Here is a 19,169-nt window from a genome sequence, read left to right on the forward strand (position 1 = left end):
TTATTTCTTTTTTACTTTGTAGTAACGATTTGCCCGCTCACAAATTAAATCCTCATTTGCTTTATTATAGTTCAAGTAGGCATAATAACCAGCATCTGTACCATACAATTTCTGATAGGATACTGAATTGAGGAATTCTTCATATTCGCCACGTTTCATTAATAGCATCAGTAAGGTTAGTGCATCTTTATCCTTTGGTGTATTTTTAACATACGTAATGATAAAAGGAATCATGTTCCAAGCATTCATTTCTAAAATTGCTTCTTTGTAGTTAATGCCCATCCATTTGCTCCGTCCAACTGATTCTTGAATGAGTCTCAATACCGAGTCTCGATTTTCAAGAAGAAAGTCAGCTTGTCTCTGGCTCCAGCTCGCCTCATTAAATCCCGTTTCAAGCTGTCCGAAAATGCGTTTCTGAAGATCATTTTGATATTCTGGAATAGCACAATTCTGTTGAGAAAGTTCTGCATGGATCATTACATAAGTAAATTTCTCTCTTAGGCTCAGTCCATTAAACTGCGAAGCACTTATCGCCTCAAAACCTCCATCAGAGCTTCCTTCTGGATCTTCTTTAAATGTAATATTTGATATTAACGTCTTGATTTTCGTCAGTCCGTACGGCGGTATAGTCATTTTAGTGCGCAATTCGTATCCTTTTTCATCCCTAGTATAAGAACTTCCATCATCCTCGTTCGTCTGAGCAAATGATTTTATAAAGCCTGAAAAAAGGAGAATCAATAATATTAAATGATGTTTCATTGTTTTAATATAAGTTAGTCCAGTTGTCCATTTAAAATTTATTGAAGATATGAATAAACTGTTATATAAAAATACAGACCATAGTACTAGTCATTTCTCTTCTATTTGCAGTAAATACTAAATTATGATTATCTTAAAATAATATTTCTAAGCTAATACAAATAAACAAACAATGCTACATTCAAAAAACAGTCCAATTTTCAAGTTTTTTTTATTACCCGTACTTGTATCGTTCTCATTTATTTCGTGCCAAAACACGATTAAAGAAAAGATAAAGAATGATGATGTCATCGAATTCAATGGTGATGATCAAGCCATGAATCAGGCCATCCTCGAAGCAAATAAAACGTTTCAGAATTTTGAAACTTCTTTTAAGGATCCCCAGGAAGGATACGAGAGTTTTGCTATCAAAGTAAGATTCGATACAGAAGATGGGGGTGGTGAACATATCTGGGTGGGTAACCTAACCTCAGATGGCAAATCATATCGTGGTACCGTTAATAATGAACCGCAACTAACTAAGGTTGTAAAATATGGTGATCAAGTAACAATAGATCCGCAACGGATCTCTGATTGGATGTATCTAGATAAAGGGGTCCTAAAAGGTGGATATACCATCCGTGTTATGAAAAAGAACCTATCTGAAGAAGAAAAAAAAGCTTTTGATCAGGAAGTTGGATTTATTATAGAAGATTGAAGTTCATAAAAAAGGCGAAACTTAAGTTTCGCCTTTTTATGAATATAGTCCTTTTTTTTCGATAAACTCAATGACTTTATCCGGAGTATAGAATTTGATATTGCTCCCCTCTTTCACCGCTTGTCGAAGAAAGGTAGAAGACAATTCCATCATCGGTGTTTGTGTCAGGGTTATTGACGGATGTTCTTTCATTGTACCGCCATTATATCCAGGTCTTGGATAAACATAGATATGATAATCCCTTAAAATAATATCGTGATTCTTCCACTTTGAAAAGGTCTCTAAAATATCTTCACCCATAATTAAAACAAATTCATGCGTGGGATATTTTTCTGCCAGATGTGTTAAAGTATCGATGGTATACGAGGGTTGCGGTAAACTAAATTCAATGGAACTTGCCTTTAAATTTTCGGTCTCTTCAATTGCCAGATTAACCATCTCTAAACGGTCGTACATATTACCAAGGCTCTCTTTCTTTTTAAATGGATTTTGTGGGGATACCACAAACCAAACTTCGTCCAGCTCAGTATAGTTGGCCATATAATTGGCAATAATCAAATGCCCAACATGAACTGGATTAAAAGACCCGAAGAATAATCCGACTTTAGCCATTACTTTTTATTCAGAAAGTCCATTACCAATTTCTCTGCTTCCACAACAGCAACATCCAAATCATAATTTTTTAAAATCACATCAAACTTATCTGCATAGGATAATTCGGATTCAGCTTTTGCAAAACGTTCCTGCAATTTTTCTTCAGAGTCTGTTCCTCTACCACGCAGGCGTGCTTTTAAAACTTCTAAGGAAGGAGGTTGCACAAAAATAGATAAGGCTTCGTCTGGAAACTTTGAACGCAAACGAAGTCCTCCAATCACATCAATATCAAAAATAACATGTTTACCCTGTGCCCAGATACGTTCTACTTCAGAACGTAATGTTCCATAAAATGTACCTGAATATACTTCTTCGAATTCGATGAACTCTTGTTTCGCAATCTTATGTAGAAAGTCTTCTTTTGATATAAAGTAATAATCTTTGCCATCTATTTCTTCACCGCGCGGTTCGCGTGTACTAGCAGAAATAGAAAACTCCAACTTATCACCATGTTTACTTAATAGATTCTTTACGATTGTTGTTTTACCTGCTCCTGATGGTGCCGAGAATATAATTAACTTACCTGCCATTCCTATAATACGTTGAGCAATTGCTCTTTAATTTTTTCTAATTCTTCTTTCATTTTTACCACGATCTGCTGAATACCAGCGTGGTTGGCTTTTGATCCTAGCGTATTGATCTCTCTACCCATTTCTTGAGAAATAAATCCTAATTTCTTACCATTAGAATCAGATGCTTTCAAAGCTTTTTGAAAATAGGTACAGTGAGAGCGTAGACGAACTTTCTCTTCTGTTATATCTAATTTGTCGATATAATAGATCAATTCTTGTTCGAAACGGTTTTTATCAACGTTTTCCTTACCTACAGTTTCCTCCAGGTAATGGCCTATACGTTCGCGTATTAAAGGAATACGGTCCATTTCAACAGCTTCGACTTCTGTTAAATAAGTTAAGATCAATTCAACACGATCTGTCAGGTCCTGTGAAAGAACTGCTCCTTCATCTGCTCTGAAAATATTAAATTGCTCTACTGCCGCGTAAAATGCTTCTAATAATAATCGTGATTCTTCTTCATCAACTTCATTATCATTATTAGCAATTACTTCGGGCATATTAAGAGCCAATTCGAAAAGAGAAACTTGTTTATCTCCCAGTTCAAAAGCAATTTGTTGTAATTGAGTATAGTATTTTTTTAGCAAATCTGCATTAATTGTCGATGCTTTTGCCGTTTGATCAGAATATTCAACGTTTACAGAAAGGTTCACCTTACCTCTTTCAATAAGTTTACTGCACTCTGTACGTAAAGTCAATTCCTTGTCCGAAACTGCTTTTGGTAAACGCAGATTTAATTCAAGAAATTTAGAATTCAAGGATTTAATCTCGACGCTGTACTTAACTTTTCCATTGTCTTTTACAGCTGTGCCGTATCCTGTCATTGATTTTATCATATGCAAAGGTAAGAAACATTCCAATAATGCATAATATCAAGACTATAAATTGATTAATTTACCAATCATGCTTGGCAATAATGACACATAAATAACTTTTTTGATGTCCTTTCTTTCCTGTAGTAACAAAACCAATACCGATATCATATAAAGAGGCATTCCATTCGTCCATCCCTAATAGATGTTTTCGATGATGATAACCGGGCGCTTCTTTACCAATAATTAAACCTTTTATTGCGTCTGTGGCACTTGGCCAATTCCAGGCAATAGACTCAAAATTATTTGCGCGCTTATTTTTTAGCCATTTGGCATTCAAATCATAACCTGCTTGCTGCATATAATAATTAGGACCTATACCATCTGGATTGACATGGTCAAAATAATTTCGCTTTGCCATATCCTTGGCCCGCGATTCGGCAACCTCAGCGAGCCTCTTATTCCAATTCAGTGACTTTTGTGTCACTTTATTCAAATTGAATAGACCGAGCTTCTTTTTATACCGTTCAGGATTTTTACGGATTTCATTAAGAAGATGATAGGCTTCTTTTGCCTGCTTTTTTTCGACTCTTACTTGTGCTGATGATAATGAAAATAGTAGACTTAAACTGAAAATTAATAGGTACTTCATGTAAATAAATAGATGCTTCGTGTGAAATTCTTTCACAAAATAGACTCAAAAAAGGATCTTAGGTTTAGACCGTAGAAGATTTTTTATGATTAAAAAACTGTACCAGCACAGGTACAGCACTAATGATGATAACCAGGAAGACGACCAAAGAGAAATTATTCCTAACCATTGGGATTTGTCCAAAAAAATATCCTCCTAATAAAAATAAAGTGACCCATAATAGCCCTCCAAAAATATTATAGGTACCAAATTTAACATAAGTCATGTGGCTAACTCCTGCAAAAAAGGGTGCAAATGTGCGTACTATTGGAACAAAGCGGGCATAGATAATAGCTCTATTACCATGTTTAGTATAAAAAGACTGGGTGTTGATTAAATATTCGGGTTTAAATATTTTAGACTTTGACCTGAAAACTCGATGTCCCAAATATTTTCCAATTTCATAATTAACAAAGTCTCCTAAAACTGCTGCTGTCACTAACACCAACCAAAATAAAGACAAAGATAGATCGCTTTCTGGAAGAGCAATAATAGCTCCTAATGCAAATAATACCGAATCTCCTGGTAAAAATGGTGTTATAACAAGACCTGTTTCAGCAAACACAATTAAGAATATAATCAGATAAGTCCATCCTTGATAATCATGAACAATTTGAATAAGATGTTTATCAATATGTAAAATAAAATCAATGAGATTTGTGATAATATCCATTTAAAATGCATGTTTAATAAAATCAAACACTTACTGTTTTGATCATCGAACCTTATTGGGTTACAAATACCTTATTTTATGATATGATACTAAAAAATTGCCTGTAATAAAAAAGGAAGCTTTTAGGCTTCCTTCTTACTTTTAAATTTTTCTTTTAAGACTTCAAAGACAATCGGCAATACTGATAATAAGATAATCAACAGCACTACTTTTGAAAAATTATCTCTGATGATCGGTATATTACCTAAAAAATATCCTGCTAATGTAATCCCTACGACCCAGAGAATTGCTCCAATAACATTATAAGTTATAAAAGTGCCATAATGCATTCTTCCAATTCCTCCTACAAATGGAGCCAGTGTTCTGACAATAGGCACAAAGCGTGCAATTACAATTGTTTTACTACCATACTTTTCATAAAAAGTATGTGTCTTTTGAATCTGCTCGTCTTTGATTACCTGCTTACCAAATAGTTTAAATTTGGTCATCTGCATTCCAAATCGCTTCCCGATGGCATAATTAAGAGAATCTCCCGATACCGCGGCTACTAATAAGATAGCAATCATCAACCAGACATTAAGTTCATTTGGCTGTGCTGCTAGCATTCCTGCTGCAAATAGTAAAGAATCGCCTGGTAAAAATGGCATCACAACAACTCCTGTTTCAACAAAAATGATCAGAAATAAGATGAGATATGTCCACGTTTTATAATCATTTACGATCTCAAGTAAATGTTTATCAATATGCAGAACAAAATCAATGATATGCGCTATAACCTCCAAAACAGTGCGATTAACCGATGTTATTTAACATAACTGGCATAACCAGCATTAAAATATCTTCATTTTCTTCTGCTACTGCTGGAATTAGCAAACCTGCACGATTGGCTGTACTCATTTCAATGACTACTTCTTCGCTAGCTAGATTGTTTAACATCTCCACTAAAAATTTAGCGTTGAAACCAATTTCCATATCTTCCCCTTCAAACTGACATCCTAAGCGCTCATGAGCTTCATTAGAAAAATCAAGATCTTCAGCAGAAATATTCAATTCACTACCTGAGATTTTCAAACGTACCTGATGCGTTGTTTTATTCGCAAAAATAACAACACGACGTAACGTATTTAAAAATAGTAAACGGTCAACAGTTAACTTATTTGGATTCACCTGCGGAATTACAGCTTCGTAATCTGGGTAACGCTCATCAATCAAACGACAAATTAAATTGATGTTACCAAAACTAAAAAATGCATTTGTCGAATTATATTCAATCGAAACATTGATATCTTCTGATGGCAAAGATGATTTTAATAAAGACAATGCTTTTTTTGGAAGAATTAATGAAGCAGGCTTTTCTACGCCAATATCAGAACGTCTGTAGCGTACCAGTTTATGTGCATCTGTAGATACAAACGTTACGGCCTTATCTCCCAATTGAACTAACACACCTGACATTGCCGGTCTTAACTCATCATTACTAACAGCAAATATTGTTTTACTAATTGCCTCTGCTAGTATTGGAGCAGGCATATGAACAGTATGCGCATTGTCAATTACTGGAATTTTAGGGAAATCCTCAGGATTCTCACCACTCAACTTATATTTACCGTCACCGGCACTGATCTCGATCGCTAGCGTATTATTATCAACAAAAAAAGCAACTGGTTGATCTGGTAATGTTTTTAAGGTCTCTATTAAAATTTTAGAAGGCATCGCTACTTTTCCTTCTTCTTTAGCCTCAATTTGCAATGACGTAACCATGCTTGTCTGCAAATCTGTCGCAGATATTGTTAACGTATTGTCTTTTATTTCAAAAAGAAAGTTCTCTAAAATGGGTAGAACTGTACTACTACTTGAAGCGCCATTAATAGCTTGAAGTTGTTTTAATAAAATCGATGTGGATACTATAAATCTCATTTCCTAAAATTATGAATTATATCTGCAATATTACGCAAAAGAATCTACATTTTTAGAAGGTGTATATCCAAATAGCGGAAAATTAACTGTATAAACTTTATCTTGCTACAGGTTAGTAAATAATTGAATTTCAATAAAATTGACATCATATATCCCATTTATATTTTGAATATAAATAAATGCTGTCTATTATTTATTACATTTGTATAGACTAGGAGTAGTATATGCAATTTAGGGATATTATTGGACATGATTTAGTTAAAACTCATCTGATCAGCACAGTTCGTGAAAACCGTGTGAGTCATGCGCAATTATTTCTTGGACCAGAAGGTTCTGGCTCACTAGCTTTAGCTTTAGCTTACGCACAATTTATTAATTGCGAAAATAAAGCCGAGTTTGATAGTTGCGGTTTATGCTCATCCTGTAGGAAATATAATAAACTTATACATCCGGATCTGCATTTTTCTTATCCTTTTATTGCGAAGCATAAGGAGGATAATGCTGCGACATTTATTGAGAATTGGCGAAAAGCATTTTTGAATAATCCGTACCTAAGTTTAGAAAATTGGCGACAACAACTTGATGCCGACAATAAGCAGGTTAACATCAATATTGCTGAAGCGCATGAAATAATCAAAAAATTAAGTTTAAAGTCTTTTGAGGCTGAATTTAAAGTTTTGATTATGTGGCTACCTGAATATTTAGAAAAAGAAGGTAACGCCTTATTAAAATTGATTGAGGAACCCCCAGAAAAAACATTGTTCCTTTTGGTGGCTGAAAATCAGAATAAAATATTAAACACGATTATTTCGAGAACACAGCTCGTTAAAATTAATAAATTGAGTCATCAAGCGATTACATCGTATTTAATAGAAAATAAAAACCTCGAAGAATCTGAAGCAAGAGATATTGCTTTTATAGCTGACGGTAACGTACAGGAAGCTATAAATATGATCGATACGCAGACAAACAACCATTTCAATTTATTGGTTAAATGGTTACGGCTTATTGTTCAGGATTCTGGTCTAAATATCATCAGCATTTGCGAGGAGGAATTGGCTAAATTAGGTCGTGAAAATCAAAAAACGTTTTTGATGTATGCTATTAATATCATGCGTCAAATTATTTTAATTAAACTCGATCTTTCAAACTTAGTATTTCTATCCGCGCATGAACTTGATTTTGTAAACAAGTTTGCTACTCATTATACCATCGAACAAATTGAAGAAACAATTAATTTGTTTGAAACAACACACTATAGTGTGGAAAGAAATGCAAATCCTAAAATATTATTTTTAGATTTATCTTTGCAATTAGTATTAATGTTTAAATACAAAACGTTTCCGAAAGGAACTCAATATATATAGAAAACTATGGGATGTGGCAGTTGCTCATCCGGCGGAGGTTGTGGAAGTACGACGACAGTGGGCGGTACTCCAGCAGGTTGCCAAAATAATGGCTCTTGCATGACTAGCGGATGTAATAAATTAGATGTATATGACTGGCTATCTGATATGGATATGCCATCCAACTATAAACCTTTTGACATTGTAGAAGTTCGATTTAAGGGATCCCGAAAGGATTTCTTTGTCAATTCAGACAATCTATATTTAGAAATAGGTGAAATGGTTGCTGTAGAACCTACTACAGGCGGATATGATATAGGACACGTTTCTCTAACTGGCGAACTCGTTCGCTTACAGTTAAAGAAAAACAATGTAAGTTTAGAGAGTGTTACCAAAAAAATCTACCGTAAACCTACTGAGGCCGATGTTGAAAAATTCAATATGGCAAAAGATCTGGAATGGGAGACGATGCATAAAGCGCGTAATTTAGCTTTAGAATTGGGACTTTCCATGAAAATTTCTGATGTAGATTATCAAGGTGATAAAACAAAGGCAACTTTCTACTATACAGCAGAAGGTCGTGTGGATTTCCGTGAGTTAATTAAAAGAATGGCGGAGTCATTCCGTATTCGAATAGAAATGCGACAGATTGGTATGAGACAAGAAGCAAGCCGCTTAGGTGGTATAGGTTCTTGTGGTCGCGAATTATGTTGTTCGACATGGTTAACAGATTTTAAAACTGTTTCAACTTCTGCAGCTAGATATCAAAATCTATCGCTTAATACGCTAAAATTAGCGGGTCAATGCGGTAAATTGAAGTGTTGCTTAAATTACGAATTGGATAGTTATATGGATGCTTTAAAGGATATTCCTAATAATGTAGACCGTATTGAAACTTTGAAAGGAAATGCATATTTGCAAAAAACCGACATTTTCAAGAAAATGATGTGGTTCTCTTATCCTGGAGCTGAGAGTTGGATTGCACTTCCTGTGGATCAGGTCAAAGAACTAATCGAGAAGAATAAACAGGGCATTAAAGTTGAAGAGTTGATCACAACTGTTGATACTGAGATCAAAGAGGAAAAAATTGTTAATTATGATTACGAGAACGTAGTCGGTCAAGATAGCTTAACCCGTCTGGACGAAAAAAACAAAAGAAAAAGAAATAATAAAGGTAGATCCAAACCTAACAATCGTGCAAAAACTGTTGCGGAACCTAATGTAAAAACGCAACCGGTAAAGCTAGAGAAACCGCAACAAAAGCAGGATAAAAATACAAAGGTTTTAAATGTAGACAAAACTACTGCTTCTGCCCAAAGTAAAGAAGGTACAGGAAGTAAGCCAAAAAGACGTTTCAATAAGAATCGAAATAATAGAAATAAAGGCAATAACACTGATCCTTCAGCTGAATAATAAGTTATTGCATTAATTGGCGAGAATAGCTATTCTCGCCAATTTTATAGACTTAAATAAGAATGAAAAACAACGCGTTTCTAATTGGCTTTATAATGATAATACTATTGGGTGCTTGCGATTCCAATACCATTATTGATAAAAATGTCAATATTAACAACAAAGAATGGCTCCATTCTGATAAACCAAGCTTTAACATACATATTTCAGATATCTCTAAAAAATATGACGTTTGGTTAAATGTTCGACACACGGCAAAATACCCTTATTCTAACCTTTTTGTTTTAGTACATGAAAAAGGTCCCAAAACTAAAGAATACAGCTATAGAAAAGCGCTCAAATTAGCAGAAGCTGATGGAAAATGGACAGGAAAAAGCGCAGGTTCTTTATATACGCAGCGTAGCCTTATTCATCAAAATTATACGTTCCCAGATACCGGTATTTACCAATTCACTTTTGAACAGAATATGCGCGACAATCCGCTTGTAGAAATAAGTGACGTTGGATTAAATATTATGAGCAAATAAAATGAATTTTCTTCGATTACTATTATTCCCTTTTGCAATACTATACGGATTTATCATCTGGATCAGAAATCGATTATTTGACCTCCAGATACTAAAATCTAAAACTTATTCCATACCGACTATCGTTGTTGGCAACCTTGCCATTGGAGGTACAGGAAAGAGTCCTATGACGGAGTTTATTATTAAAATCCTTAAAGATAAAAGATGTATCGCTACCTTGAGTCGGGGATATGGACGTAAAACCAAAGGTTTTAAATATGTTACCGTCTCTTCAACTGCTGATGAAGTAGGTGACGAACCTTTACAATTCAAAAATAAATTTTCAGATATTACAGTTGCTGTTTGTGAAGACAGATGCTTAGGGGTTGAAACATTAATGGATAATCATGATGTTATTATTCTAGATGATGCTTTTCAGCACCGTAAGCTAAAACCTACATTTTCAATACTCTTATTCGATTATCATTCTTGCCTCAATCCCATGTTTGTACTTCCCATGGGTAATTTTAGAGATCTTCCAGGAGAATCTAAACGCGCAGATCTGATTATGGTTACAAAAACTCCTGCTTCAGTTACGCTTCAAGAGAAAGCAATTATTAAAAGAAAACTAGAATGTAAAAGTGGTCTTTCAAATATTTTTTTCACTTCCATACACTACGGTGAGCTAGTATATCTGAATACAACTAGGATTGAAATGAACGCCAATACGACAGTATTATTACTTACAGGTATAGCGAACCCAAAACCTTTATTAGATTACCTTACAGGGCTTGTAAAAGGTATAGAGCATCTTGGTTTCTCTGATCACCATGCCTATACATCAAATGATATATTGACAGTCAAACAGAAGTTTAATCAGATCAAAAATCCTTTTAAATTAATTATAACTACAGAAAAGGATGCACAAAGAATCCGTACTCCTGAATACTTAGCTTTAGTAGAGAGCTTACCTATAGCTTACATTCCCATCGAAATAGCATTTGAAGATCAGGAATATCGAAATATTATTGAACAACAACTTCTATCTATCTGTGACAGAAGTGTTAATGAATCTTAAATTTTCACATCACTTAAACTTTACTAAATATCATTTGTCTTCTTATTGGCGACTAAACTAGTTGACATAAAAAATAAGTAAACTAATAAAATGATATGAAAAATTTAAAATCAAGTTTAATGGGAGCTTTTATGTTATTGGCTGTAACAGCTATGGCACAAGAGAGACAACGTAATGGTGGTCAGCAGCGATCTCCTGAAGACCAAGCTAAAAATATGGTAGAAAGATTAGATAAGCAATTAAAATTATCACAAAATCAAAAAGATTCAATCTATGTATATAGCTTGGAACTGTCCAAAAAGCAACAAGATATTTTTAAGAATACAGATGACCGTAAAGCAGCTTTCGAAAAATTGCAACCTCTTCGTTCTTCAACCGACGTAAAAATCAAATCATTTTTAAATGCTGAACAAAGTAAATCTTACGACGCATTACAAAAAGAAATGCTAGAACGTAGGCAACAAAGACAAAAATCAAACTAATTTGATTATAATTATTGACAAAAGGTTCAACTTCACGGTTGAACCTTTTTTTATTAAAAACTGATTTTCAATAACTTAAAACGTTAATTTTGTTAAAACTTTGTTAAAGTAACAGATTTGATACAATAAAAAGCAGTAGTTTTTAGTTTTAGTAGTAGAATTTAAGAATTGAATATTTACACTAAAAATAACAGTCATGAAAAAATTATTTTTAACAGGGATCGGGTTTTTATTAGCACTCAGTTTAACATTTGCCCAACAAGCTAGTCCAGAAGAAACAGCTACTCAGGTAACGACGGAATTAACGCAAAAATTAAGTTTGACAGACGAGCAGAAAACTGCCGCTTATACAATTACGCTAGATCAGGCAAAAGCTGAGGCTGCTTTACTGCAGGATACTACGGCTACTAAAGAAGTATTAACAGAACAATTTACTAAATTACAAGCTGATGCAGATGCAAAGGTTGATGCATTACTAACAGAGGATCAAAAAGAATTATTCAAAAAAGTGGTGGCAGAAAGACCTGCTAAAGTTATTCCAGAAGTAGCACCTAAGCCGGTCAAGGAAGAGCAAAAAGAAAATACAGAAGAAACAACACAATAGTATAAGAGCTTGTTCATAAACGTTATCCAATTTGGATAAAAAAAGGGATTCTAATTAGAATCCCTTTTTTGTCTTATATCTTTATGTATGGATGATATTAAGCTTTTAGCTTTTTCATAATATCATTTACATACGTTTTAAACTTCTTATCTGTCTCAATTAGATCTTCTACTGTCTGACAAGCATAAATTACCGTAGAGTGGTCGCGACCACCGAAGAATGAACCAATTGTTTTCAATGACGATTTTGTATGGTTCTTAGCCAGATACATTGAAATCTGTCTAGCTTGTACGATTTCTCTTTTACGAACTTTAGATTTAACCATTTCTACTGGAACTTCAAAATACTCACAAACGAGCTTTTGAATAAATTCCATTGAAATTTCCTTATGCGTGTTTTTAACAAAGTTCTTAAGCATTGATTTAGCTAGATTTAAATCAATCTCTTTTTTATTTAATGTTGACTGCGCTAATAAAGAAACCATAGCTCCTTCTAGTTCACGAACACTGTTGTCAATTTGATTTGCAACATATTCTACAACATTTTCTGGTAATTCAATTCCATCAGAATACATTTTCTTTTTCAAAATAGCCATTCTTGTTTCCAAATCTGGAATTTGAATATCAGCAGAAAGACCCCATTTGAAACGGCTTAATAAACGTTCTTCTAATCCTGCTAAATCTTTAGGAGCTTTATCAGATGTTAAGATTACTTGTTTTCCAGACTGATGCAAATGATTGAAAATATGGAAAAATATATCTTGTGTTTTCTCTTTACCAGCGAAGTTATGTACATCATCCATGATGATCACATCCATTGCCTGATAAAAATTCACAAAATCATTAATGGTATTATTTTTAAGTGAATCTACGAATTGTTGGCAAAATTTCTCACAAGAAACATAGATCACCAACTTATCTGGTAGATTTCTTTTGATTTCATTACCGATAGCTTGTGCTAAGTGAGTCTTTCCTAGTCCTACAGCTCCATAAATCATCAATGGGTTGAATGAGGTACCTCCAGGTTTATTTGCCACAGCAAAGCCCGCAGATCTCGCCAAACGGTTACACTCGCCTTCAATAAAATTATCAAAGGTGTAATTTTGATTTAATTGAGGATCAACCTGTAGTTTCTTTAATCCTGGTATTACAAATGGATTCTTGATATCTTTATTTAAAGATACAGGAACAGGTATAGATTGTTTCTTACCTTCTGCACCATTGCCATTGGAAGGGATATTTGTTGTATAAGGAATTGAAGCTGATGACTTCTCAACCACGATATTGTATTCCAACCTACCAAGCTCACCTAAAAACTTTTTAACAGTCTTACGAAGGATACCAACATAGTGCTCCTCCAACCATTCGTAAAAAAATAAACTAGGTACTTGAATAGTCAAAACGTCACCCTCCAAACGTACTGCTTTCACAGGCTCAAACCAGGTTTTAAAACTTTGCGCTGGTATATTGTCTTTGATGATTGCAAGACAATTATTCCAAACACTTGTACTCGTTTTTTCCATTCTAAAATTCTTAATAAGTTGATTTCCAATAAGCGACCAAAAAAATGTTGATAACTTTCTCTTAAGACGAAGATGACAAAAAAAAATCAGCTAAAAAACTAAAATTTAAAATTAATTTAAATTCATTATTAATCAACTAGTTACATTAAAAAAATCGCTTTTTTTTGCAACTAATTTTAGCCTTATTTTTTTTTATTAACATTCCAAATTTTTTGTTATTTTTTTTAAAAAAAAGTAGTTTTTGGTCTATAATTCATGCAATATTCCATCCGTATAACGTTGCAAAATAATGATCGAATCTAGTAAACTATAAAAAAGGGAACTGCTGCCGGATGAATCTTTATAAAGTTAAACAAAAAAAGAGGAATCATGATGATATGATTCCTCTTTTTTATTTTTTTTACCAAACGAATTTAGCTAACCATCGTATCCGTTTTTATACCTTTTACTAATTTTCGACATTCGGCCATTATAGCGGCACTGTCGTAGTATGCTATATTCCATTGATCTTTCTGTTCGGCATGCTCGATGATAGCATCAGGGATACCTAATCTTACAACTTTACGACTGTATTGATGATCGGCCATAAATTCTAGAACAGCAGACCCAATTCCACCCTGCAAACAGCCATCTTCAACGGTAATGATATTTTCAAATTTTTGAAAAACTTTATGTAACAATTCTTCATCCAAAGGTTTAGCAAATCTTAAATCATAGTGAGCCGGATATATTCCTTCTTCAGCTAATTGCAAAATTGCTTTACTGGCTTCGTTACCAATTGCTCCAAAAGTTAAAATGGCAACAGCTTCTCCATCCTGAATTAATCTGCCTTTTCCAATTTCAATTTCTTTAAACGGTTTTTTCCAATCGACCATCACGCCGTTACCTCTTGGATAGCGAATTACAAAAGGACCTTTATTTTCTAATTGAGCAGTATACATCAAATTGCGTAACTCCTCTTCATTCATTGGAGCGGAAACCGTCATATTTGGTATACAGCGCATAAAAGCAATATCGTAAGCACCGTGATGTGTCGGACCATCCGCTCCTACTACACCGGCACGGTCCAGACAAAATACTACATTAAGATTCTGTAAGGCTACATCATGAATGACTTGGTCAAACGCACGCTGCATGAATGAGGAATAAATATTACAGAAAGGCATTAGCCCTTGGGTTGCTAGACCCGCACTGAATGTAACAGCATGTTGTTCTGCTATTCCTACATCAAATGATCGTTCTGGAAAAGCTTTCATCATAATATTCATCGATGATCCAGAAGGCATAGCAGGTGTAATACCCACTATTTTATCATTCTTCTCCGCAAGTTCTACCAATGTATTTCCAAAGACATCTTGATATTTCGGTGCTGTCGGTTTATCATTGACAGATTTTTTTATCTCGCCTGTTATTTTGTCAAATAAACCTGGGGCATGCCATTTGGTTTGATCTTTTTCTGCTAATGCATATCCCTTACCTTTAACAGTTACGCAATGTAACAACTTTGGCCCCGGGATATGGCGCAAATCTTCCAGTGTCTTTGCTAATTTTTTGACATCATGTCCATCAACAGGTCCAAAGTATCTGAAATTTAAAGATTCAAATAAATTAGCATTCTTGAGCAATGTCCCTTTTATGCTTTTTTCCAGCTTTTTAACAGCTCCTAAAGCATTCGGTCCCATCTCTGATATCTTGGATAAGACAGATGCAATATCGTCTCTGAAACGATTATATCGTTTTGAAGTTGTGATACTGGTTAAATACTCTTTTAATGCTCCTACATTAGGATCAATGGACATACAGTTATCATTGAGAATAACCAAAAGATTTGATTTCTCTATACCTGCATGATTCAAAGCTTCAAATGCCATACCTCCTGTCATAGCACCATCGCCAATAATCGCAATATGCTGACGATCTTTTTCTCCTTTGATCTGAGAAGCAACCGCCATACCTAATGCGGCAGAGATTGATGTTGACGAATGTCCTACTCCAAAAGCATCATAGATGGACTCTCCTCGTTTTGGAAAACCGGAAATACCATCGACAATTCTATTCGTATGAAAAGAATCTCTACGTCCTGTTAATATCTTATGCCCATAGGCCTGATGACCTACATCCCATATTAATTGATCATAGGGAGTATTCATGACATAATGTAATGCCACAGTCAATTCAACTACTCCCAAACTAGCTGCAAAGTGACCACCATTAACCGAAACTAAATCAATGATATATTGACGTAATTCCTGGCTGACTTGTTCCAGTTGGTCATCCTTGAGTTTTTTCAGATCAGAGGGATCATTGATTTTACTTAATAATTCTCCAGCATCAAACTGCATAGTATTGCTAATTACTTTAAAATATTGATACAAAATAACAACTAATTTATCACAACTTTCGTATTTATCATACTTTTTGTATTAGAAAATGAACAGTTGCAGAAGCTTTTAGTTTTAATAGTTTGAAATAAAAATGTTTGTATTATTATGTAAATTTGCTCTTGATATGCAAGTAGAAGAAGGATACGAAATAAAGTTACCCCAGTTTGAAGGCCCATTTGACCTTCTCTTATTTTTTATTGAAAGGGATGAATTAAATATTCATGAGATACCAATCTCAAAAATAACCGACGATTTCCTGTCATATGTCAACAAATTACAGGCATTAGACATGGAGATGGCCAGTGAATTTATTTTTGTGGCTTCGACCCTGATGCGTATAAAAGCTAAGATGCTTCTCCCACGCCCGGAATTGGATGATGATGAAAATGAAATCGATCCTAAAGAAGATTTAATCCAAAAATTAATTTTATACAAGCAGTTTAAGGATACCTGTGAGGATTTAAAATTATTGGAAGATGAGCGGCTTAAACTTTATAAACGGGGTAATATCAATTACGATATTAAACTTGCTAGGCCGGAGTCAAATACAGGCGAAGAATTAAACAGTTTTGATCTGTATAAATTGATGATGGTATACGAACGTGTCATGTTTCAATATGCTAATAGACCTGCGGAAGTAAAACATACTGTTATAAAACATCCTTATAGTATAGATCAACAAAAAAAGGCAATTGCAGATTTGATAGAAATAAATAGGCAACTCGATTTTCAATATATTCTAAAAAACTCTGAAAATAAGGTACAGTTCGTTTACAATTTCCTCGCGATCCTTGAAATGCTTCAACAAAAATTATTGCAAATAGAAATAGGTTTCGGCTATAACGAATTCAGTATCCGAAAAAGACGTGCAGATGAATTCGATCACATCGATATTGAAGAAGAATTAGCATCATAAATAGAAGAGGCGATAATCTGGATTATCGCCTCTTCTATTTATAGTATACAATACCCTTAGTCTTTAAATGCATTCCAACCTTGCGCCGTTATTGGATAGACCTTTCCAGATTTAGAAATCATTTGACATCCTTCACTTGCTTGTGTAATATGCCCAATAACAGTAATATCCATCGATCCTTTTATCTTATCATAATCAGCTTGTGGAATCGTGAACAATAATTCATAATCTTCTCCTCCATTCAACGCACAAACGGTTGGATCTATTCCAAATTCACGAGCTGTCTCATAAGTCATCGAATCCAGCGGTATTTTATCTTCGTAAAGTTTACAACCTTTATCAGATGCCTCACAAATATGTATAATCTCTGATGCCAATCCATCTGATACATCAATCATTGCATTCGGCTTAATACCGATTTTTGCTAATAATTCAACAATATCTCTTCTAGCCTCTGGTTTTAGCTGGCGCTCTACGATATAATCCTTACCTTCTAGATCTGGTTGTATATTCTGGTTCTCCAAGAAGATATTTTTCTCACGCTCTAGTAATTGTAGCCCAACATAAGCAGCGCCCAAATCGCCTGAAACACATAACAAGTCGCCTTCCTGTGCACCTGATCGATAGGCAATCTGATCTTCATCAGCAAAACCGATACTCGTTACCGAAATAACCAATCCTTGAACTGAAGCTGACGTATCCCCGCCAATAAGGTCCACATTATACTTTTTACAAGCAATCAGTGCACCTTGATAGATTTCTTCAACTGCTTCTAATGGAAATTTTGAGGATAACCCTATTGAGAATGTAATTTGCGATGCTGTTCCATTCATGGCATAGATATCACTCAAATTCACCTGTACAGCTTTATAGCCTAAATGTTTCAAAGGAACATAACGCAGATCAAAGTGGATACCCTCCAACAGAAGATCTGTTGAAATTAAAGTTTTCTTATTTGAAAAATCTAAAACAGCGGCATCGTCCCCGATACCTTTAAGGGTACTGGGTTCATTAATCTCGACAGCCTTCGTTAAATATGAAATTAAACCAAATTCACCCAACTCTCCTAAATTTGTTCTTTCTGTATTATCAAATTCTAACATATCTGTCTTTGTTTTATATTTTATAATCCTAATTGTGCGGATATTTCCAACATACGTTCAATAGGTCGTTGCGCACGGGCAATCATCGAATCATCTAGTGTTATTTCCGGACTTTCATACTTTAAGCAATTATAAAGCTTCTCCAACGTATTTAATTTCATATGTGGACAATCATTACACGCACAAGCATTATTTGGAGGCGCAGGAATGAAAGTTTTACCTGGACTAGCCTTTTGCATCTGATGGATAATTCCCGACTCTGTAGCGACTATATATGTGGTCGCAGGATCATTGATTGTAAACTTCAGCATTCCAGAGGTAGAACCTACATAATCTGCACTTGCTAAGATATGATCTTCACACTCCGGATGAGCAATGAATTTTGCATCGGGATGTTCAGCTCTTAAACGATCTATTTTATCCTGAGAAAAAATCTCATGCACCATACATGCACCATTCCATAAAACAAGATCTCTTCCTGTCTTCTTCTTTACATAGGCCCCAAGATTACGATCTGGTCCAAAAATGATCTTTTGATCTTTCGGTAGACTCTCCACAATCTCAACTGCATTACTAGAAGTACAGACAATATCAGATAGCGCTTTCAATTCTGCAGTACAGTTTACATACGTGATGACCAGATGATCGGGATACTGCTCCTTAAACTTAGCAAATAGATGAGGTGGACATGAATCCGACAATGAACAGCCTGCTTTGGCATCTGGAAGTAAAACTTTTTTTGATGGTGAAAGTATCTTTGCTGTTTCAGCCATAAAGTGCACTCCAGCGAAAACAATCACATCAGCATCGGTCTTTGCTGCTTCCTGAGATAAACCTAAACTATCACCAATATAGTCAGCTATATCTTGTATTTCCGCTTCTTGATAGTAATGTGCTAAAATGACGGCGTTTTTCTCTTCCTTAAGACGTTTGATCTCTTGTATCAAATCTAAGCTAGGATCTATAGGAGCATCAATATAGCCCTTAGCTTCAATATCGTAATTTACTAAATCCATTAATTCTTCTTCTTAATTTGATTT

20 protein-coding genes are annotated in these 19,169 nt (G+C 34.6%); 8 read left to right on the forward strand and 12 right to left on the reverse strand.

The window, feature by feature from the left end:
- Positions 1-759 (reverse strand): hypothetical protein, encoded by a 759-nt coding sequence (locus tag HCX49_RS20150; protein ID WP_132771736.1) that lies wholly within the window; start codon positions 757-759, stop codon positions 1-3.
- A gap of 172 nt (positions 760-931) precedes the next feature.
- On the opposite strand from HCX49_RS20150, the gene HCX49_RS20155 reads away from it, so the two are divergent.
- Positions 932-1,456: a YegJ family protein gene (locus HCX49_RS20155; RefSeq protein WP_168127983.1), complete on the forward strand. Its 525-nt coding sequence runs from the start codon at positions 932-934 to the stop codon at positions 1,454-1,456.
- A gap of 36 nt (positions 1,457-1,492) precedes the next feature.
- Here HCX49_RS20155 and nadD read toward each other — a convergent pair whose 3' ends face one another.
- The 7 genes from nadD to dnaN all read right to left on the reverse strand — a co-directional run bounded on the left by nadD (position 1,493) and on the right by dnaN (position 6,775).
- Positions 1,493-2,068, reverse strand: coding sequence for a nicotinate (nicotinamide) nucleotide adenylyltransferase (nadD, locus tag HCX49_RS20160; protein ID WP_021190413.1), 576 nt, complete (start codon positions 2,066-2,068; stop codon positions 1,493-1,495).
- The gene (gene gmk / locus HCX49_RS20165) at positions 2,068-2,640 is read right to left on the reverse strand and encodes a guanylate kinase (RefSeq protein WP_132771738.1); all 573 of its coding nucleotides are present in this window, start codon (positions 2,638-2,640) and stop codon (positions 2,068-2,070) included. The genes nadD and gmk overlap by 1 nt, the downstream gene beginning before the upstream one ends.
- Before the next feature lie 2 nt (positions 2,641-2,642).
- A complete protein-coding gene (locus HCX49_RS20170) occupies positions 2,643-3,518 on the reverse strand; it encodes a YicC/YloC family endoribonuclease (protein WP_132771739.1) in 876 nt (291 codons plus the stop codon).
- Between the two features lie 58 nt (positions 3,519-3,576).
- Positions 3,577-4,146: a CAP domain-containing protein gene (locus HCX49_RS20175; RefSeq protein WP_168127984.1), complete on the reverse strand. Its 570-nt coding sequence runs from the start codon at positions 4,144-4,146 to the stop codon at positions 3,577-3,579.
- 64 nt (positions 4,147-4,210) lie between these two features.
- Positions 4,211-4,858: a DedA family protein gene (locus HCX49_RS20180; RefSeq protein ID WP_168127985.1), complete on the reverse strand. Its 648-nt coding sequence runs from the start codon at positions 4,856-4,858 to the stop codon at positions 4,211-4,213.
- Between the two features lie 122 nt (positions 4,859-4,980).
- On the reverse strand, positions 4,981-5,640 hold the full coding sequence (locus tag HCX49_RS20185) for a DedA family protein (protein ID WP_021188231.1): 660 nt from the start codon (positions 5,638-5,640) through the stop codon (positions 4,981-4,983).
- 10 nt (positions 5,641-5,650) lie between these two features.
- Positions 5,651-6,775, reverse strand: a complete 1,125-nt coding sequence (gene dnaN / locus HCX49_RS20190) for a DNA polymerase III subunit beta (protein ID WP_021188232.1) — start codon at positions 6,773-6,775, stop codon at positions 5,651-5,653.
- A 224-nt stretch (positions 6,776-6,999) separates the two neighbouring features.
- Between dnaN and HCX49_RS20195 the strand changes: the two genes are divergently transcribed.
- From HCX49_RS20195 to HCX49_RS20220, 6 genes are all read left to right on the forward strand, one after another.
- The gene (locus HCX49_RS20195; RefSeq protein ID WP_168127986.1) at positions 7,000-8,142 is read left to right on the forward strand and encodes an ATP-binding protein; all 1,143 of its coding nucleotides are present in this window, start codon (positions 7,000-7,002) and stop codon (positions 8,140-8,142) included.
- A gap of 6 nt (positions 8,143-8,148) precedes the next feature.
- A complete protein-coding gene (locus HCX49_RS20200) occupies positions 8,149-9,534 on the forward strand; it encodes a stage 0 sporulation family protein (RefSeq protein WP_206368615.1) in 1,386 nt (461 codons plus the stop codon).
- 62 nt (positions 9,535-9,596) lie between these two features.
- On the forward strand, positions 9,597-10,061 hold the full coding sequence (locus HCX49_RS20205) for a gliding motility lipoprotein GldH (protein ID WP_168127987.1): 465 nt from the start codon (positions 9,597-9,599) through the stop codon (positions 10,059-10,061).
- A 1-nt stretch (position 10,062) separates the two neighbouring features.
- Positions 10,063-11,118 carry a tetraacyldisaccharide 4'-kinase gene (gene lpxK / locus HCX49_RS20210; RefSeq protein WP_168127988.1) on the forward strand — a complete coding sequence of 352 codons (1,056 nt, stop codon included), beginning with the start codon at positions 10,063-10,065 and terminating at the stop codon, positions 11,116-11,118.
- A 95-nt stretch (positions 11,119-11,213) separates the two neighbouring features.
- A complete protein-coding gene (locus tag HCX49_RS20215; protein WP_031289190.1) occupies positions 11,214-11,600 on the forward strand; it encodes a hypothetical protein in 387 nt (128 codons plus the stop codon).
- 196 nt (positions 11,601-11,796) lie between these two features.
- Positions 11,797-12,204: a hypothetical protein gene (locus tag HCX49_RS20220; protein WP_021191448.1), complete on the forward strand. Its 408-nt coding sequence runs from the start codon at positions 11,797-11,799 to the stop codon at positions 12,202-12,204.
- A gap of 97 nt (positions 12,205-12,301) precedes the next feature.
- On the opposite strand, the gene dnaA is transcribed toward HCX49_RS20220, so the two are convergent.
- Entirely contained in the window at positions 12,302-13,726 is a 1,425-nt protein-coding gene (dnaA, locus tag HCX49_RS20225) for a chromosomal replication initiator protein DnaA (RefSeq protein ID WP_132771747.1), read from the reverse strand.
- A gap of 413 nt (positions 13,727-14,139) precedes the next feature.
- A complete protein-coding gene (dxs, locus tag HCX49_RS20230) occupies positions 14,140-16,068 on the reverse strand; it encodes a 1-deoxy-D-xylulose-5-phosphate synthase (RefSeq protein ID WP_132771748.1) in 1,929 nt (642 codons plus the stop codon).
- 133 nt (positions 16,069-16,201) lie between these two features.
- Between dxs and HCX49_RS20235 the strand changes: the two genes are divergently transcribed.
- Positions 16,202-17,026, forward strand: coding sequence for a segregation and condensation protein A (locus HCX49_RS20235; protein ID WP_317166848.1), 825 nt, complete (start codon positions 16,202-16,204; stop codon positions 17,024-17,026).
- Between the two features lie 56 nt (positions 17,027-17,082).
- Here HCX49_RS20235 and thiL read toward each other — a convergent pair whose 3' ends face one another.
- The gene (thiL, locus tag HCX49_RS20240) at positions 17,083-18,129 is read right to left on the reverse strand and encodes a thiamine-phosphate kinase (RefSeq protein ID WP_168127989.1); all 1,047 of its coding nucleotides are present in this window, start codon (positions 18,127-18,129) and stop codon (positions 17,083-17,085) included.
- A gap of 20 nt (positions 18,130-18,149) precedes the next feature.
- A complete protein-coding gene (gene nadA / locus HCX49_RS20245) occupies positions 18,150-19,145 on the reverse strand; it encodes a quinolinate synthase NadA (protein WP_168127990.1) in 996 nt (331 codons plus the stop codon).
- Between the last annotated feature and the right edge of the window lie 24 nt (positions 19,146-19,169).

It is taken from the genome of Sphingobacterium sp. B16(2022), from assembly GCF_012030425.1.
In the GTDB taxonomy this organism is placed as follows: Bacteria; Bacteroidota; Bacteroidia; order Sphingobacteriales; family Sphingobacteriaceae; genus Sphingobacterium; species Sphingobacterium anhuiense.